This window comes from Pandoraea sp. B-6 (assembly GCF_000282835.1).
Classification (GTDB): Bacteria; Pseudomonadota; Gammaproteobacteria; order Burkholderiales; family Burkholderiaceae; genus Pandoraea; species Pandoraea cepalis.
Genome location: NZ_KB290531.1, coordinates 40,161 through 63,831, shown reverse-complemented (window position 1 = coordinate 63,831; position 23,671 = coordinate 40,161). Strand labels below are relative to the sequence as shown.

General features: G+C 63.7%; 19 protein-coding genes, 1 tRNA gene and 1 pseudogene. 14 read left to right on the top strand and 7 right to left on the bottom strand.

Annotated elements, in window-relative coordinates; all coding sequences use genetic code 11:
* From A985_RS25560 to A985_RS0114330, 6 genes are all read left to right on the top strand, one after another.
* A partial coding sequence (locus A985_RS25560) for an alpha/beta hydrolase fold domain-containing protein (protein ID WP_017234099.1) occupies positions 1–584 on the top strand: 584 nt, incomplete at its 5' end.
* A gap of 29 nt (positions 585–613) precedes the next feature.
* Positions 614–1,927: an efflux RND transporter periplasmic adaptor subunit gene (locus A985_RS0114350; RefSeq protein ID WP_017234098.1), complete on the top strand. Its 1,314-nt coding sequence runs from the start codon at positions 614–616 to the stop codon at positions 1,925–1,927.
* Between the two features lie 64 nt (positions 1,928–1,991).
* The gene (locus A985_RS0114345) at positions 1,992–5,177 is read left to right on the top strand and encodes an efflux RND transporter permease subunit (protein ID WP_017234097.1); all 3,186 of its coding nucleotides are present in this window, start codon (positions 1,992–1,994) and stop codon (positions 5,175–5,177) included.
* Positions 5,178–5,189: 12 nt separating this feature from the next.
* Positions 5,190–6,770 (top strand): efflux transporter outer membrane subunit, encoded by a 1,581-nt coding sequence (locus A985_RS0114340; RefSeq protein WP_017234096.1) that lies wholly within the window; start codon positions 5,190–5,192, stop codon positions 6,768–6,770.
* Between the two features lie 374 nt (positions 6,771–7,144).
* Positions 7,145–8,260, top strand: a complete 1,116-nt coding sequence (locus A985_RS0114335; protein ID WP_026131977.1) for an HPP family protein — start codon at positions 7,145–7,147, stop codon at positions 8,258–8,260.
* A 255-nt stretch (positions 8,261–8,515) separates the two neighbouring features.
* Positions 8,516–9,343 (top strand): hypothetical protein, encoded by an 828-nt coding sequence (locus A985_RS0114330; protein WP_017234094.1) that lies wholly within the window; start codon positions 8,516–8,518, stop codon positions 9,341–9,343.
* A gap of 37 nt (positions 9,344–9,380) precedes the next feature.
* On the opposite strand, the gene map is transcribed toward A985_RS0114330, so the two are convergent.
* From map to A985_RS0114315, 3 genes are all read right to left on the bottom strand, one after another.
* Positions 9,381–10,211: a type I methionyl aminopeptidase gene (gene map, locus A985_RS0114325; RefSeq protein ID WP_017234093.1), complete on the bottom strand. Its 831-nt coding sequence runs from the start codon at positions 10,209–10,211 to the stop codon at positions 9,381–9,383.
* Positions 10,211–10,465: a ParD-like family protein gene (locus A985_RS0114320; protein WP_026131976.1), complete on the bottom strand. Its 255-nt coding sequence runs from the start codon at positions 10,463–10,465 to the stop codon at positions 10,211–10,213. The genes map and A985_RS0114320 overlap by 1 nt, the downstream gene beginning before the upstream one ends.
* A gap of 158 nt (positions 10,466–10,623) precedes the next feature.
* Complete coding sequence (locus A985_RS0114315; protein WP_017234091.1) at positions 10,624–11,985, bottom strand: HipA domain-containing protein; 1,362 nt, start codon at positions 11,983–11,985, stop codon at positions 10,624–10,626.
* A gap of 405 nt (positions 11,986–12,390) precedes the next feature.
* On the opposite strand from A985_RS0114315, the gene A985_RS0114310 reads away from it, so the two are divergent.
* The 3 genes and pseudogenes from A985_RS0114310 (at position 12,391) to A985_RS0114300 (ending at position 14,714) form a co-directional block, all read left to right on the top strand.
* Complete coding sequence (locus A985_RS0114310; RefSeq protein WP_017234090.1) at positions 12,391–14,070, top strand: ABC-F family ATP-binding cassette domain-containing protein; 1,680 nt, start codon at positions 12,391–12,393, stop codon at positions 14,068–14,070.
* Positions 14,071–14,205: 135 nt separating this feature from the next.
* Positions 14,206–14,406, top strand: a pseudogene (locus tag A985_RS27585) (type II toxin-antitoxin system RelE/ParE family toxin); the annotation flags it as partial.
* Positions 14,407–14,411: 5 nt separating this feature from the next.
* Positions 14,412–14,714 carry an addiction module antidote protein gene (locus A985_RS0114300; protein ID WP_017234088.1) on the top strand — a complete coding sequence of 101 codons (303 nt, stop codon included), beginning with the start codon at positions 14,412–14,414 and terminating at the stop codon, positions 14,712–14,714.
* Positions 14,715–14,818: 104 nt separating this feature from the next.
* Here the strand turns inward: A985_RS0114300 and A985_RS0114295 are convergent.
* Positions 14,819–14,905 (bottom strand) — tRNA-Leu (locus tag A985_RS0114295).
* 316 nt (positions 14,906–15,221) lie between these two features.
* Here A985_RS0114295 and A985_RS25550 point away from each other — a divergent pair.
* Positions 15,222–16,097: a squalene/phytoene synthase family protein gene (locus tag A985_RS25550; RefSeq protein ID WP_051060192.1), complete on the top strand. Its 876-nt coding sequence runs from the start codon at positions 15,222–15,224 to the stop codon at positions 16,095–16,097.
* Between the two features lie 138 nt (positions 16,098–16,235).
* Here A985_RS25550 and A985_RS0114285 read toward each other — a convergent pair whose 3' ends face one another.
* The 3 genes from A985_RS0114285 to A985_RS25545 form a co-directional block, all read right to left on the bottom strand.
* Positions 16,236–17,462 carry a DUF1501 domain-containing protein gene (locus tag A985_RS0114285; RefSeq protein WP_017234085.1) on the bottom strand — a complete coding sequence of 409 codons (1,227 nt, stop codon included), beginning with the start codon at positions 17,460–17,462 and terminating at the stop codon, positions 16,236–16,238.
* Between the two features lie 131 nt (positions 17,463–17,593).
* Positions 17,594–19,342: a DUF1800 family protein gene (locus A985_RS0114280; protein WP_017234084.1), complete on the bottom strand. Its 1,749-nt coding sequence runs from the start codon at positions 19,340–19,342 to the stop codon at positions 17,594–17,596.
* 111 nt (positions 19,343–19,453) lie between these two features.
* Positions 19,454–19,783, bottom strand: a complete 330-nt coding sequence (locus A985_RS25545) for a hypothetical protein (protein ID WP_039830366.1) — start codon at positions 19,781–19,783, stop codon at positions 19,454–19,456.
* Between the two features lie 169 nt (positions 19,784–19,952).
* Here A985_RS25545 and ompR point away from each other — a divergent pair, with 169 nt between their 5' ends.
* The 4 genes from ompR to A985_RS0114255 all read left to right on the top strand — a co-directional run bounded on the left by ompR (position 19,953) and on the right by A985_RS0114255 (position 23,567).
* Positions 19,953–20,678 carry a two-component system response regulator OmpR gene (gene ompR / locus A985_RS0114270; protein ID WP_017234082.1) on the top strand — a complete coding sequence of 242 codons (726 nt, stop codon included), beginning with the start codon at positions 19,953–19,955 and terminating at the stop codon, positions 20,676–20,678.
* A 180-nt stretch (positions 20,679–20,858) separates the two neighbouring features.
* On the top strand, positions 20,859–22,199 hold the full coding sequence (locus A985_RS0114265) for a HAMP domain-containing histidine kinase (protein ID WP_017234081.1): 1,341 nt from the start codon (positions 20,859–20,861) through the stop codon (positions 22,197–22,199).
* A gap of 230 nt (positions 22,200–22,429) precedes the next feature.
* Positions 22,430–22,978: a peroxiredoxin gene (locus A985_RS0114260; RefSeq protein ID WP_017234080.1), complete on the top strand. Its 549-nt coding sequence runs from the start codon at positions 22,430–22,432 to the stop codon at positions 22,976–22,978.
* 61 nt (positions 22,979–23,039) lie between these two features.
* On the top strand, positions 23,040–23,567 hold the full coding sequence (locus A985_RS0114255; protein WP_017234079.1) for a carboxymuconolactone decarboxylase family protein: 528 nt from the start codon (positions 23,040–23,042) through the stop codon (positions 23,565–23,567).
* Positions 23,568–23,671 lie beyond the last annotated feature (104 nt).

Genomic DNA, 23,671 nt, shown 5'->3' with positions numbered 1-23,671 from the left:
TCGCCCCGGCACACCCGTTCCCCGCAGCGCCGGAAGATGCGTGGTGCGCCGCGCGCTGGCTGCACCGCAACGCCCGGCGCTACGGTGCCAGTCCGCGCCGTCTTGCCGTGGCCGGGCACGACGCCGGCGGCAACATCGCCGCAGCGTTGACGATGATGGCGCGCGATCGCGGTGAAATTGCCATCTCGGCACAGGTACTGCTCGCCCCCCTGCTCGACCCCAGCATGACGCGCCTGGCCGACGGGCGCACGCCAAGCGATATCGAAGCCAGCGAGTGCGCCCGCTGCTATCGGGCCTATTTGCCGCACGCAACGCAGCGTCTGCATCCGTATGCCGCGCCGCTCGAATCGCGCCGTCTCGCGGGCCTTCCGCCCACGCTGATCGCTTCTGCCGAACATGACCTGCTGCACGTCGAAGCCGAAAAATACGCGGCGGAGCTCATCGCCGCCGGCGTGCCGACACAGGTCACGCGCCATCGCAGCGCGTCCCATCACGGCCTGGCCGCCCTGCCCGCCGCACTGCGGGAAGTGGCCGCGTTCCTGACACGCCGGCTGGCGCCACCCGCCACCGGTGCCACCCAGTGAGTCCATCCGATTCCGGAGATTTTAAAAAAATGACCACCCTCGCTCGCAAACCCGTTCTTATTGCCGCCGCCGTTACGGTCGCGCTCGTGGCCCTGGGCACGCTCACGGTCGTGCGCGTCGACGCCAGCACGCCTCCCAGCGCGCAAGTCATGCCGACAGTGGAAGTCGACGTAGCCAACGTGATCTCACGCACCGTGACCGATTGGCAAAGCTATTCCGGCCGCCTCGACGCTGTGGATCGCGTCGACATCAAGCCGCTCGTGTCGGGCACCATCACCGCCGTGCATTTCCGGGACGGACAGCTCGTGAAAAAGGGCGATGCGCTCTTCACGATCGATCCGCGTCCGTACGCGGCCGAAGTCGACCGCACGGCGGCACAACTCGCGTCGGCGCAGGCGCGCGACGTCTTCACCAGCACCGACCTCGCCCGCGCGCAGCGGCTGATCGCGGATAACGCCATCGCGAAGAAGGACTTCGACCAGAAGGAAAACGCCGCGCGCGAGGCCGCCGCCAACGTGAAAGCGGCGCGCGCCGCGCTCGAAACCGCTCGCATCAACCTCGGCTATACGCAAATCGTGGCACCGATCGCAGGTCGCGTCTCGCGCGCGGAAATCACGGTGGGCAATACGGTATCGGCCGGCGCCCAATCGCCTGCGCTGACCACCGTGGTCTCCGTTTCGCCGATCTACGCGGCGTTCGACGTCGATGAGCAGACCTATCTGCGCTATCTCGCGCGCGATACCGCGAAGCCGAACGGCGTCCCCGTCGACCTGGGCCTGGCCAACGAGTCCGGCTATTCGCGCAAGGGCACCGTGTATTCGGTCGATAACCGTTTCGATACGACCTCGGGCACGATCCGCGTGCGTGCGCGCTTCGATAACGCCGACGGCGCGCTCTTGCCGGGCCTGTACGCCCGCATTCGCGTGGGCGGGGGCGAGCCTCACCCGGCACTGCTCGTCGACGAGGCAGCCATCGGCACCGACCAGAGCAAGAAGTTTGTGCTCGTCGTCGACCCGCAGAACAAGGTGCAGTATCGCGAAGTCCAGTTGGGCGAGCGCCACGGCGGCCTCATCGAGATCGCCGGTGGCTTGAAAGACGGCGAGCGCATCGTGGTCAACGGTCTGCAGCGCGTGCGTCCGGGCGATCCCGTCACGCCGAAAGCCGTGAAGATGGCCGGCGACACGGGCGACGGGCACGACATCGTCGCGCCGGCCATGGCCACCAACGCCACCGATACCGGCACCGCCAGCCGGCCCCCTCAGGCCCCTCCCAAGGACAGCGCGAGCGCCAAGCCGGGCACGACCCGATCGGTCGCCACGGCCACCACGGCGACGCGTTCGTGAAATGCGCCCAGGCACGCCTGCGCACGCACGAACCGCGTCCTGAACGACCCCCAAGAGTCTCGTCATGAACATCTCAAAATTTTTTATCGACCGGCCCATCTTCGCGGGGGTGCTCTCGGTCATCACGCTGCTGGCCGGCCTGATCGCCGTGTTCCAGTTGCCGATCTCGGAGTACCCGGAAGTGGTTCCGCCGTCGGTCGTGGTACATGCCCAATACCCCGGCGCCAACCCGAAGGTGATCGCCGAGACCGTTGCCGCGCCGCTCGAAGAGCAGATCAACGGCGTGGAGAACATGCTTTACATGCAGTCGCAGGCCAACAGCGACGGCAATCTCACCACGACCGTGACCTTCCGCCTGGGCACCGACCCGGACAAGGCCCAGCAGCTCGTGCAGAACCGTGTCTCGCAAGCGCTGCCGCGTCTGCCGGACGACGTTCAGCGTCTGGGTGTGACGACGATCAAGTCCTCGCCCACGCTCACGATGGTGGTGCACTTGCTCTCGCCGAACCAGCGCTACGATATGACCTATCTGCGCAACTACGCGCTCATCAACGTCAAGGATCGCCTCTCGCGCATCAAGGGCGTGGGGGAAGTGCAGTTGTGGGGCGCGGGCGATTACTCGATGCGGGTGTGGCTCGATCCGGCGAAGGTGGCCCAACGGGGCCTGACCGCCTCTGATGTGGTGAAGGCCATTCGCGAACAGAACGTACAGGTCGCGGCGGGTGTCATCGGCGCATCGCCGGCCGGTCCAGACACGCCGTTGCAGCTCAATGTCAACGCGCGTGGCCGGTTGAACACGGAAGACGAGTTCCGCGACATCATCCTGAAGACCTCGCCGGACGGTGCCGTCACGCACCTGGGCGACGTGGCCCGCGTGCAGCTCGACGCTTCGCAATACAGCCTGCGCTCGTTGCTCGACAACCAGCCGGCGGTGGCGTTGGCGATCAACCAGTCGCCGGGGGCGAACTCGCTGCAGATCTCCGATCAAGTACGCGAAGCGATGGCGGAGCTGCAAAAGGACATGCCTCCGGGCGTCGAATACCGCATCGTCTATGACCCGACGCAGTTCGTGCGTTCGTCGATCAAGGCCGTGGTGCACACGCTGCTCGAAGCCATCGCCCTCGTGGTGCTGGTGGTGATCGTGTTCCTGCAGACGTGGCGCGCGTCGATCATTCCGCTGCTCGCCGTGCCGGTATCGATTGTGGGGACGTTCGCCCTGCTGCTCGGCTTCGGCTATTCGATCAACGCGTTGTCGCTGTTCGGGATGGTGCTCGCCATCGGTATCGTCGTGGACGACGCCATCGTGGTGGTCGAGAACGTGGAGCGCAACATTGCGGCCGGGCTCTCGCCCAAGGAGGCGACGTATCAGGCCATGCGCGAAGTGAGCGGTCCGATTATCGCGATCGCGCTCACGCTGGTGGCCGTGTTCGTGCCGCTCGCTTTCATGTCGGGCCTCACGGGCCAGTTCTACAAGCAGTTCGCGATGACCATCGCCATCTCGACGGTGATCTCGGCCTTCAACTCGCTCACGCTGTCGCCGGCCATGGCCGCGCTGCTGCTCAAGGACCATCACGCCAAGCCCGACTGGCTTACGCGGCAGATGAACCGATACCTGGGGGGCTTCTTCAACGCGTTCAACCGCGTGTTCCATCGCGGCTCGGAGAAGTACGGTCAAGGTGTGACGCGCGTGATCGGGCGCAAGGCGATCATGATGGCGATCTTCGCCGTCCTGCTCGGCGCCACGATGCTGATGAGCAAGGTCGTGCCGAGCGGCTTCGTGCCGGCGCAGGACAAGGAGTATCTGGTCGCGTTCGCCCAGTTGCCGAACGGCGCGTCGCTCGATCGTACCGAAAAGGTGATTCGCGACATGACCGACGTTGCCTTGAAAACGCCGGGCGTGCAGAGCGCCGTGGCCTTCCCCGGGTTGTCGGTCAATGGATTTACCAACTCGTCGTCGGCCGGCATCGTATTCGTCACGCTCAAGCCGTTCGCCGAGCGTCACGACAAGACGCTCTCGGCGGCAGCCATCGCCGGGCAGCTCAACGGCGCGTATTCGAAGATGAAGGACTCGTTCATCGCCGTCTTCCCGCCCCCGCCGGTGCTGGGTCTGGGAACGCTGGGCGGCTTCAAGCTGCAAATCGAAGATCGCGGTGCGCTCGGCTACGCCGCCTTGAACGACGCCACGCAGGCGTTCATCAAGAAGGCCTCGCAAACGAAGGAACTGGGCCCGACGTTCTCGTCGTATCAGATCAACGTGCCGCAGTTGAACGTGGATCTCGACCGCGTGAAAGCCAAGCAGTTGGGTGTGCCGATCACCGACGTGTTCGACACCATGCAGATCTACCTCGGCTCGCTGTACGTAAACGACTTCAACAAGTTCGGGCGCGTGTATCAGGTGCGTGTCCAGGCCGATGCGCCGTTCCGCGCCCATGCCGATGACATCGGACTGCTCAAGACGCGCAACAGCCATGGCGACATGGTGCCGCTCTCGTCACTGGTGAAAGTGTCGCCAACGTTCGGCCCGGAAATGGTGGTGCGTTACAACGGCTACACCGCCGCCGACGTGAACGGCGGCCCGGCCCCCGGGTATTCGTCGGGTCAGGCGCAGGCTGCCGTGGAGCGCATTGCGGCCGAGACGCTGCCGCGCGGGGTGAAGTTCGAATGGACGGACCTGACGTATCAGCAGATTCTCGCGGGCAACTCAGCGCTGTGGGTGTTCCCGATCTCGGTGCTGCTGGTGTTCCTGGTGCTCGCCGCACAGTACGAAAGCCTGACGCTGCCGCTCGCCGTCATCATGATCGTGCCGATGAGCATTCTGTCCGCGCTGTTCGGCGTGTGGCTGACCGGAGGAGATAACAACATCTTCACGCAGATCGGTCTGATGGTGCTGGTGGGGCTCTCCGCGAAGAACGCGATCCTGATCGTGGAGTTCGCACGAGAGCTGGAAATGCAAGGCCGCAGTCCCGTGGCCGCCGCGATCGAGGCAAGCCGCCTGCGTCTGCGACCGATTCTGATGACGTCGATCGCGTTCATCATGGGGGTGGTGCCGTTGGTGACATCGACCGGCGCCGGCTCGGAAATGCGTCACGCAATGGGGGTTGCCGTGTTCTTCGGCATGATCGGCGTGACCGGCTTCGGTCTGATGATGACGCCGGTGTTCTACGTGTTGCTGCGCACGCTGGCGGGCAAGAAGCCGCTGCACAGCGCTCACGCATCGACCATGCCCGCCAACGTCAAGGCCGAAGTCTGAAGGATGCCAATCATGCAATCGCAATGGATCAAACGAAGTCTGGGTATCTCGAGCCTGCTCGGGGCCCTGCTGGTGGTGGCGGGCTGCTCGATGGCCCCCACGTACGAAGTGCCGACGGTGACCGACAAGGGGACGCCGACGGCATTCAAGGAAGCGTCGCTCCCGGCGGGTGAAGCCGGGACGTGGAAGCCTGCCGAGCCTGCCGAAGCAATGGCGCGCGGCCAATGGTGGAAGGTATTTGGCGACGCCACGCTGAACACGCTCGAGGATGATGCGCTGGCGGCCAACCAGAACCTGAAGGCGGCCGCCGCCCGCGTGCAGGAAGCGCGAGGGGTGCAGCGTCAGGCCCGTGCGGCGCTATTCCCGACGCTCGACGCCGGGTTCGGCCCCACGCGGCAGAAGCTCTCGCCCGCCTCGCAGATGCAGCCCGACGGCACGAACATCGCGCCTTACACCCTGTGGCGCGCACAAGCGAGCGTTGGCTATGAAGTCGATTTATTCGGACGCGTGTCGGATAACGTGGCCGCGGCCCGCGCGGACGCCGAGCAGAGCGAAGCGCTCTACCGTTCGGTGCAGCTTGCGCTGCAAGCCGATGTCGCGCAGAACTACTTCAGTCTGCGCGAACTCGACGCGGAACAGGCGCTCTACACGCAAACGGTGACGCTGCGCGAAGCAGCGCTCAAGCTGGTACAGCGACGCTTTGCCGAAGGCGATATCGACGAGCTGGACGTGGCGCGCGCCAAGGCCGAGCTGGCCACGGCGCAATCCGACGCGCTGGCGGTCGCGCGTCTGCGGGCAGCCTCGGAACACAGCCTCGCGATTCTGCTCGGCAAGGCGCCCGCGCAGTTCACGTTCGCGCCGTCGCCGCTCACGCCGGTCGCCGTGCACATCCCGGCGGGTCTGCCGTCTGCCTTGCTCGAACGGCGTCCGGATATCGCGGCGGCCGAACGTGCCATGGCAGCCGCCAATGCGCGCATCGGGGTGGCGAAAGCCGCGTTCTTCCCGTCGCTGTCACTGACTGGCGCGGGTGGCTTCGAAGCGGCCACGCTGGGCGACCTGTTCAACTGGTCGAGCCGTACCTTCCTGCTCGGACCGGTGGTGGGCGGACTGCTCTCGATGCCGATCTTCGATGGCGGCGCGCGCAGCGGCAATCTATCGCGGGCGCGGGCGCGCTACGAGGAAGACGTCGCGAACTATCGCCAGCAAGTCCTCGTCGCGTTCCAGGAAGTCGAGGACAACCTGTCCAACCTCCGCTTGCTTGCCGCGCAGACGCGGGCGCAGAACGAGGCGGTGACAGCGTCCAACCGTGCCGCACAACTCTCGCGCATGCAGTATCAGGAAGGCTCGATTGCCTATCTCGATGTCATCGATGCGGAACGTACGGTGCTCCAGGCGCGGCGCAGTGCGGTCCAACTCGCCGGCGCGAACGCGGTCTCGACCGTCAACCTGATCCGCGCCCTCGGCGGCGGCTGGGGTGACGCGCCAGTGGCCGATGCCCCAGCGACGTCGACAACACCGGGGGCGCCCAACGGGCCGGCCAACAGCCCGACGGCGGCGACTTCCGCTGCCAACGCCACGGTAGCCGCCCGATAGATTTCATCTGCGTCAAAGTTTCTTCCCTGCGTCCCTGCTTGCCCGGTGCCTGCCCTGCGTCAATCGACGTTCGGCATGCCCGGGCTTTTTTTACGGGCGCACACCGGATGAACGCACACGTCTCGCGTCTGCCCATCCGCCGGAAAGTGCCCCCGCTTCCCCTGCCGGCAAGGTTCACGCCTTTCGCGTCTCGTTTTCCTGATTTTGGTGCGCCGCTTCAGTGTCAACCGGTTCCTGTCCGAGATTTCGCTGCGGCGCAGCATTAAAATCTCGCGCTCATACTCTCCCAATCCATCGATATACGATATATCATGCACAAAATATCAACACGCCGCCCTAAACGGGTGCAGATGGTGGAGCGGGACGACATGGCAATGACACGACGCGACGTGAGGGATTGGCTGGCAGGTTTCCTGCCTGCCGTGGTGGCCGTTCACTGGCGCGAACGGCTTCGCGCGGGCTTTGGTGCGCTGTGCGGGATTGCACTGACCGGCGGCCTGATGCTGTGGATGCTCGGCCCCGCGACGTATATCCCCTGGCTCGTTGCGCCGATGGGCGCGTCCGCCGTGTTGCTCTTCGGGGTGCCGGCCAGTCCTCTGGCCCAGCCCTGGTCGATACTCGGCGGCAATCTGGTCGCCGCCATCGTCGGGGTGACGTGCGCAATATACATTCCGTCGCCGATCGCCGCGGCGGCCACGGCGGTCGGCGTGTCTATCGCGTTGATGTTTACGCTGCGCTGTGTGCACCCGCCGTCGGGTGCCGTGGCATTGACCGCCGTGCTCGGCGGCCCGGCTGTCCACGCCCTTGGATACGGTTTCGTCCTCGAGCCGATTGCCGTCCAGTCGGTGGTCCTGCTCAGCGCGGCCATCGGCTATCACGCGCTCACCGGCCATCGTTACCCGCACGCCATGCGTGCGCAGGCCACGGTGCGTCCGGTCAACGCGTCCGCCATACCGGTCACGACGGCCGACGCCGAGAAGGCGCTGGCTCGCCGCAGCGAACTGCTCGACATTTCCGCTGACGATCTCGCCAGCCTGCTCCGCGACACCCAGCGCGAGGCCTATGCGCGCCGCGCCCGCGAGTTGACCTGTGCCGATGTCATGACGCCGCCGCTGGCGAAGGTTCAGGCGCACGACGAAGCGCCGGCGGCGTGGCGTCTGTTGCAGCGCCACGGGCTGGAGGCCCTGCCGGTCGTCGACGGCGACGCCCGCGTCATTGGATTGATCACGCGCCACGACCTTCACACGCGCCGTGCGCGCCGTCAGCATTGGCCGCGCTTTGGCATGTCTATCGGCACGGGGCAGCGCCCGGCGGTTCGCGACGTCATGCAAGCGCAGCCACCGTCGGCGACGGCCGGCATGCCGCTCTCGGAGTTGGTGCCGCTGCTGATGACGCAACGTCACGGCACCTTGCCCGTGCTCGACGAAGCCGCCCGGCTCGTGGGCGTTGTCACGCACGCCGAAGTGCTTCGCAAGGTCATGGCCGCGTGAAACGCCAGGCGCCAGGTACTGAGCACTGAGCACTGAGCACTGAGCATCAAACGCCTGCGATGCGCATCAAGCAGCGCAGGCGTAGCTTCCTCCGCCCCACCCCGATCCGACGCCCGTCGTGGTGCTGGCGCCGCCGGCCCCCTCCTCCCTGCGTGCAATTGTCAGTCCTGAGCCGATCTGCAAGAATGGCGGCAGCGTGACGTACCGACGCCGCAGTGCTTCGTTTAACGAAGCGAAATTCGCTCAAGGGAGAGCATGGAACCGATCACGTTCAAACAATGTTTCAAGGGGGCATGGCGCGACGGCTTCAACGCGTTGCGCCAACGGCCATGGCTATGCCTGGCGATTGCCGTCGTGTTCCTCGTGACGTCTGGACTTAGCGTTTCGCTCGATCAGCTCGCACGGACCGCATCGCAAGTCGGCGAACCCGCCGTCTACCGTCTGCGCATTGCGCTCATGTCGTTCGGCGTCTTTTTCGTGAACGTGGTCGCGTTCTCCGTGCTCGTCATCCATGTCTTTCGCTACACGATTCTCGGCCCCGACGCCGCACGGCAAGGCCGGTGGTATGGGCGCGATCTCTGGCGCTATCTCTGGACATCGACCCAGGTCTTCGTCGGCTTCGCTACGGTTTGGCTGATCGTCGGCGTCGGTGCGATGCTGGCGCTGCGGGCGACGGGACACGGCAATTCGTATGCCGGGCTTGCCACGTTTTGCGTGCTGTTGATTTGTACGGTGCTCTACGTGCTGACGCGCGTATCGCTGATCTTTGCGCAGATTGGCGCGGGACGCAGCAAGCGCTGGCGCGCCGCTTGGCAGGATTCGCGCGGGCACTTCTGGACGATGTTCGGCACAACGATAGGGACGGTGTTGCCGTTGATGATTGCGGGCATTGTCGCGACGGCCCTGTTCACCGCATTGCTGCGCGTCGCGCCGGCCGCCAAGTCGGTAGCGCTCGGCACGCTAGTGCTTCAAACGGTGATGTCGGTGGCATGGATTGCGGTCTCCACGGGGAGCGCCGCATGGCTGTACCGTCGCTTCGCCAATCAACTGCTGACGCTCGACGACGCACCGGACGACGTCTGAGGCGCGCACAGCGCGCCCCAGCCGCTGCCATCCGTTGTCAGGCGGCGTTGGCGGTTGCCGCGCTGCCGTCGAGCGTGCCGAAGCGAGCGTACTCGCCAAGGCCGTCGGGCCATTGCGTGAGCACCTCGAAACCAGTCTCCGTCACGGCCACCATGTGCTCCCACTGGGCAGACAACGAACGGTCGCGCGTCACGACTGTCCAGCCATCCGCCAGTTGCTTCGTGTCCGGCTTGCCGGCATTGACCATCGGTTCGATGGTGAAGATCATCCCGGGGCGCAGCGTAAGCCCCGTACCCGGACGCCCGTAGTGCAGCACTTGGGGATCGTCGTGATAGGTCGTGCCGATGCCGTGCCCACAATAGTCGCGCACGATGCTGAAGCCTTCGCGATGCGCCACCGTCTGGATCGCGTAGCCGACGTCACCCAGCGTTGCACCCGGACGCACGGCCCGGATGCCTGCGAGCATCGCCTCGAAGGTCGTATCGACCAGACGCTTGGCAAGAATGCTCGGCTTGCCGGCGTAATACATGCGGCTCGTGTCGCCGAACCAGCCGTCCTTGATGAGGGCGACGTCGATGTTCACGATATCGCCGTCATGCAGCGTCTTTTCACCGGGAATGCCGTGACAGACGACGTGATTCACTGACGCACACACGGTCTTCGGATAGCCGTGATAGCCGATATTGGCGGGAATCGCCTTCAGTTCGTCCACGATGAAATCATGACAGAGGCGGTCGAGCGCATCGGTCGTGACGCCGGGCTTGACGTGCTCGGCAATCATCGCAAGCACCTGCGCGGCCATGTCGCCTGCGCGACGCGACAGCGCAATTTCTTCTTGGGATCGGATGACAACGCGTTCGCGCACCATTACGCCACCTTGTTGAATACGGTGACGGGGGCACCGGATGTTGGGGAAGCGGCGACCTCGACCTCACCGGTCTGGACGCCATCGGATTCGATGAGCTTGCGGCAGATGTCGCCGTAGCTCAGCGTGGGATTGAGTTCGGCGAGCATGCCGACGCGCAGCCAGTGCTCGGCTTGCGCGTTGATCGAGCGGCTGAGCGCGCCGCTGGTGTTTCGCAACGCCGCGTGCATTTGCTCCGATATCTTGACGATACCCATGTTGGGGACCTTTATATACGAAATGGCTATGAAACGTATATTACCAGACCTGTGCCCGGTTGTCGCCCGCGGCCGCAAGTGGCGATACATGAATCGCGCGGTGGCAACGAGAATCTGACACGTAACTGTCCCCTTCCCCTAGGGGATTCAAAGCGACGTTACCTGTTGGCATTGCGCCCGCCAGGCACCAATGGCGCGATGAAGTCCTGCGCCACCTGCAGATTGATTAGCGCAAGCGCTTTGAACTCGCGAGAAATCAACGGGGAATCGCTTTGCGCAACACTTGCCCAAAATGCGTTGGCTGCCTCGATCGCCCTGCCCCACACGAACGGCCTTGCGCCGATAGTGCCGACTTTCGGGGTGATCGGCAAAAGATCGGGATCCACGCCTCCCCCCAATGACGCATAACGCATTGGCAGAATGTCATACGCCGGCGCCACGCGATCGAACCTCCCGCGCTCGTCCAAAAGCACTGAAATATTCTCGAAGTGCCTATCTCCGTTCCCGATAAGTTCGCTGAACGCTGCCATGACGTGAATCGTCGATGCATCGTTCTCGGAGAGGTATCGCGCCTGCTCGCAGCGCGCCGCAAATTCCGACCATGTGTCGCGCTTCCCGAAATACTCGTCGTCGACGGCCCCTGCGGACAGCATCCCGATACGACCATGGCGCCCCACACGATCAAAGCGCCGCACCTCCAGAAAAACATAATCATCCGAAGCGATGATCGTCGACTCCGCGGCCGGCACCGAGGCGACGCGAAGCGATTGCGACGCCAGTTGCTCCAACGAAAGGAGGTCGGCCATGCGACTCCCCCGCCTGGCAAACTTAACGATCACATGCCCTGCGTCTTCGGTGAGTGCGAGAAACTTTGGCTGTTCTCCGCCAGCACTCGACCCAAACGCGGCGTCTTTGAGCTGGTTGGCCATGCCGTCGTACTGCTCTGTTTTTTGCTCGGACGGGATTGGCAGAAGCTGACGAAACTCCATCTCCTTCTGCAAGGACGTGTCCCCGTACACCAGATTCCCGGGCAGGTTCAGTCCTCGCGTAAAAAGGTAGGCGATGCGATGTTCGTCGCGCCAGTCTCTAAGGCTCTCTGGAAAGTGCATTTCCAGCGCCGCCGTCCGAGCGACTTCTCTACCGAGAAATCCCGAGGGGGAAACAAACGCCATGTATGGCGGCAAACCGTCGTACAGCGTGTTTGCGTGACCGGAGACTTCCAGGGTGGTGCCACCACTGAAGAACTCGACGCCAGCAAACGGCTCGATCGCCCCGTCGGTCAACACGCGATATACCGTTTGTCGCGGATTGAGCCCCCCTGGAAGCTGCCTTAACAGGCCATACTTTGGCGTTCTTTCACCGGAAACCCTGAAGCTCGTGAATACTTCGGAGGCTCCCCGAATCGTTCGCGATAGCGTCGGTTGGCTGATGGACAACGCCGACATGATGTCTTGCGCCGTCCGTGGCTCATGCCGCAGCAGACGACGCATCTCGTCCACACGAAGCAGCTCATCAGCCATATGCCCCCCATTTCGCGGCAAATTAAATAATTCATGAATAGTTCAAGAATAGCACAAACGCAGATTTCCGATGCTTGGCAGGGTATCCGGGGCGTCACTTGGCGGTGCTGGCTGGACTTCCCCCAGCAAGACCCGGGCAGCCCTCAAATGCCGCGCGGAAGCAGCGTTGTTGCGACGCGAGGGGCGTCGAACGCGAACCACCTCGGGATTTGACGGGACCTAAACACTTGAGCGAATGGAGCCCTCTTAAATGCCTGGGAGATTCTGATGACGACCTTCCGGGTTTGGCCAAGCGCTGTCATTCCCCACTATTTCGCTCGCTAAGCAAAGCGCAAGCGGATCAGAAAATCGACGCCCTGCACGTCCGGTCGGCTATCATGCCAGTCCTCCCTGAAGTAGCCCCTTATGATTTCCGTCCGTAATCTCACGCTGCGCCGCGGCGCCAATGTCGTACTCGACCGCGCGTCCGTCACCTTCGCCCCCGGCGAAAAAATTGGCCTCGTTGGCCGCAATGGTGCCGGCAAGTCCTCCTTCTTCGGTCTTCTCAACGGCACGCTGCATGAAGACAGCGGGGAGTTCTCGATTCCCACTACGTGGAAGATGGGCCAGGTCGCGCAGGAGATGCCGGAGACCGAGCAGGGCGCGACCGACTTCGTTGTCGAGGGTGACACCGTGCTGCTGGCCGCGCAGGCAGAAGTGGCCGCCGCCGAGGCCAGCGACGACGGCATGCGCATGGCGCACGCCTACATGAGCCTGCACGACGCCGGGGCGCACGATGCCTCCGCACGTGCCCAAGCGCTGATCCTGGGTCTGGGCTTCAGTGCGGCGCAGCTTAGCCAGCCGGTCAGCAGTTTCTCCGGCGGCTGGCGCATGCGACTGCAGTTGGCGCGCGCGCTCATGTGCCCATCCGACCTTCTGCTGCTCGACGAGCCGACCAATCACCTCGACCTCGACGCGCTGGTCTGGCTGGAAGCGTGGCTCAAGCGCTATCAGGGAACCCTTGTCGTGATCAGCCACGACCGCGAATTCCTCGATGCAGTGACGCAGGTGACGGTGCACGTCGACAACGCCAAGCTGGTGCGTTATGGCGGCAACTACAGCAAGTTCGAAGACATGCGCGCTGAGCAGCTCGTGTTGCAGCAGGCCGCGATGGCCAAGCAGGTGGAGAAGATGGCCCACCTACAGAAATTCATCGACCGTTTCAAGGCTCAGGCCTCGAAGGCGAAACAGGCGCAGAGCCGGGTCAAGGCGCTCGAACGGATGGAGAAGATCGCACCGGTGCTTGCCGATGCCGAGTTCAACTTCGAGTTCAAGGAACCTCTCAACGTCCCGAACCCGCTGTTGTCGATGCTGGACGCAAGCTTTGGCTACCCCGCGCCGACCGGCGCGCTGCCGGGCACGCCGCCCACGGTCATCGTGCGGGGCATCAACCGTTCGGTGCTGGCGGGGCAGCGCATCGGGATTCTTGGCGCCAATGGCCAAGGCAAGTCCACATTGGTGAAGACGGTGGCGCACGCGCTGGCGCCGATTGACGGAGAGATCAGCGAAGGCAAGGGCCTGAACATCGGCTACTTCGCACAGCAGGAACTCGACGTGCTGCGTCCGCTCGACACGCCGATGGAACACATGATTCGCCTTGCCAGGGACACACCGACGCACATGCGCGCCCCGGGCCAGAGCGGCACAGAACAATCGCTTCGGACCTTCCTCGGCACCTTCAACTTCAGTGGTGACATGGTCCATCAGGTGGTCAGCACGATGAGCGGCGGTGAAAAAGCGCGGCTTGTGTTGTGCATGATCGTGTGGCAGCGCCCCAACCTGCTGCTGCTGGACGAGCCGACCAACCACCTCGACTTGGCCACACGCGAAGCGCTCGCCGTGGCGCTCAACGAATTCGAGGGTACGGTGATGCTGGTCAGTCACGACCGGGCGCTCCTGCGCGCCGTGTGTGATGAGTTCTGGCTGGTCACCAAGGGCGGCGTCGAGCCCTTCGACGGCGATCTGGACGATTACCAGCAGTTCCTGCGCGACGAAGCTCGTCGCATGCGCGAGCAGGCTGCCGCGGAGCAGCCGGTCATCGCCTGAGCTCCCCGAGGTGGGCGGTGGACGTGGCAGGGGAGGCGAAGCGGGCACCAGACCCGCTACCATTTGCTCGCCAGTAACCTCAGCGGCGTTGGCACTTTCTAAGCTTCTGGTCTTGCATCGGGATTTAAGCGCGCAGAGTTCGGCAACTTTGGCGATTCGAAATCGCTTGGGGCTGGGCTTTGGGAAATGAGAATCGACTTTGGTCCGGGATACCGCGTGTATTACGGGCAAGCGGGTGAGATCACTTACCTGCTTTTGTGCGGAGGGAATAAGTCGACTCAGCCAGGCGATATCGCGCGGGCCAGGGCACTGTGGGAAACCACCACGAAGGAGTGATCGAAATGAGTAAAGCCGACATCACACGCTTTGATGCTTCCGAGTATTTGGACAGCGACGAAATGATCGCCGAATACCTCAACGCCGCGCTCGAAGAAAATGACCCGGAGATCTTTCTGTCCGCGATTGCAGACGTTGCCAAAGCGAAAGGCATGACGCAAGTCGCAACCGCGGCAGGGCTCGGCAGAGAGAGTCTCTACAAGGCACTCGCCCCAAACGCACAGCCGCGTTTCTCCACGATACTGCGCGTCATGCATGCGCTGGGCATCAAGCTGTCGACGATGCCAGATCGAGCTATTCACGCCTGATACGAGCGAGGACTCCCAGCCCCCGCTCCGCCTTATTCAGCGAGCGTTTGCGAGATTTTCCGGGAAGAAGTGAGACCTACGTAACCGATGCCAAAACGGGGAGTTGGTGCGAGGAAGGGGACTCGAACCCCTACACCCTTGCGGGCGTCAGGACCTAAACCTGGTGCGTCTACCAATTTCGCCATCCTCGCAGCCCGTGGGCGTCGGTCGCCCTGGTCAGGCACGACACCCCAGCATCGGGTCGACGGCATGCGTCCTGTCGGACATGAAAAAGGGCGACTCGTCGCCGCCCCGCTCGCATGCGTCAAAGCAGGCGAGAATTCTACACGAAGTGATATTCACCGGCAATCTCATGCCGCATCAACGCCGCCCCGCCCTTTCCGCGCCAACGCCACCGGCACCGCCAACCCCTCAATGCTAGAATTCGCCCCAATTCATGGCATCTGCCCCACGGGCGCGCCCGCGCACCGGCACCCGGGCACCTGACCCAACCGATACCCCATTCGCATGCAACCCCACGAGACCGCCGACGATACTTCCGGCACCCCCGCCAGCCCCGCGCAGGCCAACGCATATTGCCGCCAGAAAGCCGGCCCTCCCGGCTCCGCCCTCTATTACGCACTACTCCAGCTACCGCCGTCCCAACGCGACGCCGCTTACGCCGCCCACGCGTTCTGTCAGGAAATCGCCGATATCCACGCCGCCGTGCATGACCCCGGCGTCGCCCACGCAAAGCTCGACTGGTGGCGCCAGGAACTCGCGCGACTCTTCTCCGGCTCCCCGGCGCACCCCGTCTCCCGAGCGCTTGCTCCCGTCGTCCAACAGCGCGGCCTCGCCCACGCCACGTTCGACGCCGTCCTGCATGGCGCGGAGATGGATCTCGCCCAAATGCGCTATCTCGACTTCGCAGGCCTCTCCCACTATTGCGACGCCGCCGGCGGTGCGCCCGCCGTACTCGCGGCCCATGTCTATGGCTTCGACGACTCGCAAACGCCAGCCAGCGCCCACGCGCTCGGCCACGCGATCACGCTCGGTCGACGTATCACCGACGCCGGCGTCGATGCCCGTGCCGGTTACGTCTACTTCCCCATCAACGAGCTACAGCAATTCGGTGTGACCGCCGCCGATCTCCAGAACGGCAAGTACTCCCCCGCGTTCGTCGAACTCATGAAGTTTCAGCACGCGCGCGCGCGCGTTGCCATCAGCGAGGCGGCAGCGGCCATGCCCGCACGGGATCGTCGCCAACAACGGCCGCTCCTCGCCCTCGCCGCACTGCAATTGGCCCTGATGGACGAAGTCGCCGCCAGCGACTACCAAGTGCTGCATCAACGCATCGATCTCACCCCGCTGCGCAAATTCTGGCGTGCCTGGCGCGCACGCTGACGCACGCCGGCGGATATCCCTCCCCGGCTCACAACGTCGCGTCGCCCCCCGGCAGCGGCACAGCGATACAGCGATATAGCGACAAAACGAATCAGTCACATAGCCACGCAGCCACTCAAGTCCGCCAACCTCTGCGCATCATGCCCGCAACACGTCCAGCGGCTTGAACGGGCCACCCAGCACCGGCTGCGGGTCAAGCCCCCACCAGCGCTGCAGCACCGTCGCATATACCTCGCGGAAATCGACGGCGAAGGGCAGGTTGCCGTTGCCGTCGAGCCGGTCCAAACGCGGCACGTCGCCGTACAGCCCCCCTCGCACGCGACCGCCTGCGATGAAGTGCGGCGCCACCGTGCCGTGATCCGTCCCCTGACTCTGGTTCTGTCGCGCGCGCCGACCAAATTCCGCATACGTGACAATCATCGTCGACTCCCAGCGGTTCAGCTCGATCAACCCGGCCCGCAACGCCATCATCCCCTGCGCCAACTGACGCAACAGATTCGCCTGTTGTCCCGGCTGATTCTGATGAGTATCAAACCCGGTAAGCGTCAAACGCACCACCGCTACCCCACGCCCCGCCTGCGGCACGCCCGCCGACGAATCGGCCGCCGCGACCACCTGCAGCGCCGTTTTCACCCCATTGCCGAACGCCCCCGCCGGCATCGGCGTGCGCAACACATACTGGCCCTGGCGCGGACGCAACCCGTTCGCCGCCCTGACAATATCGTTCTCCACCCGCAATACATGCGCCAGCGCAGGATTGCTCACCTGTGCCGCATTCGCCGACACAAGATTGGACTCCCGCAGGAATTGCGCCGGATTGGTCAGCGTCACCGCACGCGCGCCGCCGCCCAACGGCCCTAGCTCGGCGCTGCCCACGATCACGCCATCGGCATCGAATCCTGCGGGCACTGCCCGTTGCGCGAAGGCACGTGACAACCAGCCGTCGCGCAAATACTCGTCCGAACGCGACGCCGTATTCCATATCTCGATTGACCGGAAATGCGACAGGTTCGGCTGCGGATACCCCACCCCCTGCACGATCGCCAACTCGTTCGCCCGCCACATCGGCAACAACACCCCCATCGCCGGATGCAAACCGCTTCGCTCATCAAGTTGCACGACGTGATCGCGTGCAATCCCGATGCTGGGGCGCAAAGCGGCATAAAGCGGATCGGCATATGGAACGACCGTGTTCAACCCGTCGTTTCCGCCTTTGAGTTCGACAAGGATCAGCAGATTGCCGTAGTTACCGCCGGTGCCCGTCCGTGTCCCGGACAAGTTAGGTGCAGCGCCCAACACGGGCATCGGCGCCAGCCACGCCGCACCAAGCCCCCCTGCAAAAGTCAGAAAATTGCGTCGACGCATCTCACACCTCTCTCGGCCCACTTCTCGTCCCGCCACTCGTCACGGCTCTCCTCACGCCACTCGGCCCACTTCGCAACCCTGCGGAGCGGTCGTTGAGTGACGCGCCTGCCCTACCACGCGCTATCACGTCATCACTTCAACTGATACGCGGGGTCCATCAACAACCCCTGCAAGTAGGCCGTGCTGTTCACGCCGGCGGGTTGCAGCGCCGCAGGCTTGAGGGGCAGCACGGCCCGCTGCAACGCCTCGCGCGACGCCGCGCCTGGAACGTCGACCGGCTCCAGCGCGTAAGGTTGCAACCAGCGCGACAGATCGAAGCGCACCCCCGCTACCGTTCTCGGCATCGATGGCACCGCTCCCAACGCCATGCGCTGTACACCCGTTCGCGCAGAGATCGACACGGTCGGCGACACCATCGACGCCCCTCCCGCATTCGCGTTCTCCGTCGCGCGGAACATGCGCTCGACAAACTGTTTGCGCGCAAGCAACGTGGTGCTGTCAATCCACGCGTCGCCGCCCGGCCATCCCTTCACATTGGGAGGACGGAACAGGTCCTGCCCGAGAACACGCATCTGTCGCGCCAGCAGCAGCGGATCGTCGTAGCCGATGTCGAACTCGCGCACCGTATCGGTCACGAATTCAGCCGGCGATTTGACCAACGTCCCGCGGGTTCGGGCGTCCCAGAAGGCGGGGGTCAGCAACAACGCACGCAATGTCACGCGAATGTCGTAGCCGCTCGCGCGAAAGCGGTTCGCGATACGCGCCACCTGCACCGGATCCGGAGTCGGTGACACGAATTCGCGCCACAACTTGCCAGTGATGAACGTCGCCGTCTCCGGACGCGCCAGCAGGATGTCGAGCATCTGGTCGCCATCGAAGTCGCCGGTCTGGTTCAGCACCGTCTTCGTGCCCGCATCGTGAAGTTTGGGGCGCCAGACATACGTCATCGTCGCCCGATCGATGCCCCAGCCGGTGTAGGCGCGCGCCGCCTCGCGCACATCCTGCTCCGTGTAATGTCCTTCGCCGAGCGTAAACAACTCCATGACTTCACGCGCGAAGTTCTCGTTCGGCCGCCCCTTCCGACTGCCCGCGCCATCGAGATAAACCAGCATGGCCGGATCCTTCGACACGGCATGCAGCAGCGTCCCGAAGTTGCCGAGCGCGTTCGCGCGCAGCAAGACGTTCTGCCGATAAAGCATGACGGGCTCACGCACCTTGTCGTCGCTCGACACGAAGTGGTTGTGCCAGAACATCGTCATGCGCTCCGTGAGCGGTGACGGCGTCGTGGCCATCTCCTGTGCCCACCATGCCGCCAGCGACGCCGCCATACGGTTGCGTCGCTGGTTCAGCTCGCGACGCTGCTCGGCCGTCATGGACTTGACCGGCGCGCCATACAGCGGCGGATCTTCAACCCAGGCGGGCGGCGGCGTCACGGCCATGCGGCGCGCTCGCGACAACAGAAGATCGACGGCTTGCGCACGCGTGCGTCCAACGAACGGGGCGAGTTCGCGCGCGTCAGGCGAGTAGCCGGTGCGCGTGAGCAAGTAGCGCGCGTCGCCGGCGGTGAGCGGGCGCGTCGCGCGATCGGCAAATGCATCGGCAGTACCGGCGGCCCCGGTTGCGCGTGGCGCCGTCGCACTCGCCGCATGCGCCGCGCCGGCAGGCCGCGTCGACAACGCGTGACCTACGAGCGGCCACGCCAGCCACAGGATGGCAAGCACACCAGACGTCAGCCGCCCAGGCATCCACGACATTGACGACGGCAGGCGACGCAGCACGGCGATCATCGCCGTGACACCGTTCGTCGCCTCAATGCCCTTTCGGCAGGCGCAAAAAAAGCCGGCGTCGACGCAGGCTGGCAAGTTTGGGGTGGGCTTCATGGGACGCTCGCGTCATCGTGACATCATTGGCGTTTTTGGGAAGCGTTTGGCGACGCTGCGGTGCCCTCTTGATCCATGAACCATCAGCCATGAGCGCGCGCGTCTTTATCGTTAGTGAGTGTACAACTCGCGCACGGCGTCCTGAATATGTTGCCGTAGCAGGCGCCGGTCTTCCGGCGACATATGACCATTGGGACGGCGGCCCGGCGGCGCGGGGGGAAATTCGTCGTTGCGGCGCGCAGCACCGGAATCGTTCTGCGACGGCTCACGCTTCGTCGGATTGCGGGGCGACGGCGCAGGCCCCGCGTGGTGCAAGCGCGGGGCGCTCACCCGATGCAGCTGCGCACTGAAATGCGCGACAGGACGGGCATACGTCACGCCCAGGTGTCCCCAGAGCATGATTCCCCCGATCAGTAGCGTCCACTCAGCAGCCCATCTCATCTTGTGCGTATGTCCTTCATGCCGTGCGGCAGGTTTTCCCCCTGGCAGGGGTGCAAGTGTACCCACAGCCTATGGTCAGCGCGCAAGCTGTAGGGTAAATTGTGTAACCCTTTGTAACCCGCTTTGGCGGCCCCATCAGTTCGTAACATTTCGGGCTAAGATACGTGGCATGGAAAACAAAAACTCTCCCAAAATTCTGGTTGTCGACGACGATCCGCGACTGCGCGACCTGCTTCGTCGTTACCTCGGGGAACAGGGTTTCAATGTCTTCGTGGCGGAAAATGCAACGGCCATGAACAAGCTTTGGGTGCGCGAGCGTTTCGATCTGCTCGTGCTCGATCTGATGCTCCCCGGTGAAGACGGTCTGTCGATTTGTCGCCGCCTGCGTGGCGCCAACGACCGCACGCCGATCATCATGTTAACGGCCAAAGGCGAGGATGTCGACCGTATCGTCGGCCTCGAGATGGGCGCAGACGATTACCTGCCCAAGCCCTTCAATCCGCGCGAACTCGTCGCGCGCATTCACGCCGTGCTGCGCCGTCAGGCACCGCCCGAACTCCCCGGCGCGCCCAGTGAAACCATGGAAACGTTCGAGTTCGGCGACTTCTCCCTGAACCTCGCCACGCGCACGCTCACGAAGAACGGCCAGGAGATCGCGCTCACGACGGGCGAGTTCTCGGTGCTCAAGGTATTCGCGCGTCATCCGCGCCAGCCGCTGTCGCGCGAAAAGCTGATGGAGTTGGCACGCGGGCGCGAATACGAAGTGTTCGATCGCAGCCTCGACGTGCAGATCTCGCGTCTGCGCAAGCTGATCGAACCGGATCCGGGCAGCCCACGTTTTATCCAGACCGTGTGGGGCCTCGGCTACGTGTTCATTCCGGACGGCGGCGCGTGATCCTCCGCCATTGCGTCTCAAGCAGCAAAACAACGCCGGTCGCGACACGCTCGCCCACCGGCGTTGCGTCGCGTCTCACGCCGCATCCAACGGCGTACCGCGTCTCTCGTCCGGACACTCGCCATCCAGCACGTCGGGTCTGCCGACTCGCGCAAGTCACGCTTTAGACGGAGCAACCCCATGCATCCGATCCGGATGGTACGCGGGCTGTTCGGCGGTCTGTTCTGGCGTACCTTCTTCCTCATTGCCCTGCTCATCGGCGTCAGCCTGGCCGCCTGGTACCAGAGCTTTCGCGTGATCGAGCGTGAGCCGCGCGCGCAACGTGTCGCGCAGCAGCTCGTATCGATCGTCAAGCTGACGCGCACCGCGCTGCTCTACTCGGAGCCCGATCTGCGTCGCGCCCTACTGCAGGATCTCGAGAGCAACGAAGGGATTCGCGTGTACCCACGCGAGCCGGTTGACAAGATCGAGAAACAGCCGGGCGGCGTGGTCCAGGACCTGATCGTGCGCGACGTGCAGCGCCGGCTGGGGACAGACACCGTCATCGCTGCCTCGGTCAACGAGATTCCAGCCATGTGGATCAGCTTCAAGATCGATGAAGACGACTATTGGGTCGCCATCGAACAGGACCGGATCGACACGGCCACCGGCCTTCAACTCTTCAGTTGGGGAACGTTCGCGCTGGCCCTCTCGCTCATCGGCGCCGCGTTCATCACCGCGCTCGTCAACCGACCCTTCGCCCGGCTTGCCCACGCAGCCCGCGCCATCGGCGAAGGACAACGCCCCGACCCGCTCCCCGAGCGCGGTATGGGCGAGGCCGCCGAGGCCAACCGCAGCTTCAATCAGATGGTGGAGGAACTCGAACGCCTCGACGCCGACCGGGCGCTGATGCTCGCGGGCATCTCGCACGATCTGCGCACGCCGCTGGCACGGCTGCGACTGGAAACGGAGATGAGTCCGTCCGACGAATCGGTCAAGCGCGACATGATCAGCGACATCGAACAGATGGACGACATCATCGGCCGATTCCTCGATTACGCCCGGCCGGCATCGCGAACGATGCAGTCGCTCGATCTGTCGGACATCGTCCGCGACACGGCACTCGCCTTCGAGGGCCGCGAAGACCTGCACCTGAGCACCGAACTCGCCGACGCCGCCCCGGTACTTGCCGAACGCACCGACCTCAAGCGTCTGCTCACGAACCTGATCGAGAACGCGCGTAAATATGGCCGCGACGCCGACACCAATGTCGCCAACGTCCACATCACGACGCGCATTCTCGGCGAACGCGTTGAGATGCGCGTGCGCGACACCGGCCCGGGCATTCCCGAGGACCAACTCACTCTGGTCTTCCGCCCCTTCTATCGGGTGGACACCGCCCGCACGAAGGCAGACGGCACCGGCCTCGGCATGGCGATCGTTCAGCGCATCGCCACACGCTACAAAGGTCACGCCTCGCTGCACAATGTACGGCCGGGTCCCGGCCTTGAAATCACCGTGTCATTTCCGCTTGCTAAATAACGGTTTGCGGAATTTTGTCTATGCTCAAGGCTTGCCTGCCCAATGTTGAGCACGATCCTATCGACGGGATTTGTTTTAACTATCCCCAAAATAAAAATAAACTATTGCTGTCGATTATTCGATAGCGTATGATGCATAGGTTGATCGGGATCAGCAGATTTCGGTCAGTTGCTGGTTGCGATGTCCCAGCGACATCTCGACTTAAACCGCACTAATTTAGGAGTCAATCGATGAAGACTGTCGGCGACAAACTCGAAGCATTCTCGGTAGAAGCTGCCAAGCCTGGCTTCAACAACCACGAAGAAAACGGCGTCTCGGCTTTCGAAACGATCACCGAAGCCTCGTTCCCCGGCAAGTGGAAGATCATTTACTTCTACCCGAAGGACTTCACCTTCGTGTGCCCGACCGAAATCGTTGAGTTCGGCAAGCTGGCCAACGACTTCGCAGAGCGTGACGCTGTCCTGCTCGGCGGTTCGGGCGACAACGAATTCGTGAAGCTGGCATGGCGTCGTGAGCACAAGGACCTGAACAAGCTGAATCACTACTCGTTCGGCGACACGACCGGTGCCCTGATCGACCAACTCGGCGTGCGCGACAAGGCCGCCGGCGTGGCCCTGCGTGCCACGTTCATCGTTGACCCGGACAACGTCATCCAGCACGTTTCGGTGAACAACCTGAACGTCGGTCGCAACCCGGAAGAAGTGCTGCGTATTCTGGACGGTCTGCAAACGGACGAACTCTGCCCGTGCAACCGCGCTGTTGGCGGTGCAACGCTGTAAGCGTCGTCTTGTGAAGCCCGCGAAAGCGGGCTTTTTCAGCCCAAAGCAATAGGAGAAATTTATGGAATTCATCACCGCGATTAAGGCGCAAATCCCTGACTATGCCAAGGACATCCGCCTGAACCTCGACGGCACCATCGCCCGCTCCTCGCTGGAAGGCAACGATGCCGTTGGTGTGGCCCTCGCCGCCGCCTTTGCAGCCAAGAGCCAGCCGATCATCAAGGCGATTCGCGAATCGGGCGTACTCGCTCCCGAAGAGCTTGAAGGCGCGTTGACCGCTGCCGCGCTCATGGGCATGAACAACACGTGGTATCCGTATCTCGAGATGGCCGACAACGCCGAACTGAAGAACGAGAAGGCCCAGCTTCGCATGAACGGCTACGCCACGCGCGGGGGCGTCGATCAACGTCGTTTCGAGATGTATGCACTGGCGGCATCCATCATCGGCAAGTGCCACTTCTGTGTGAAGTCGCACGCCCACCTGCTCGCCGCCGAACACGGGATGAGTACCGCGCAACTGCGTGACGTCGGCCGTATCGCCGCCGTCGTCAATGCCGCCGCCCAAGTCATCGCCGCCGAGGCTGCCTGAGTCCGCAAGCGCTGAAGCTCCCATGCGCCGAGGCCGGCGCAAACCGCCAAAGCGACAACGGCGCTACCGGTTCAACCGGTAGCGCCGTTGTGCGTGATGGATTG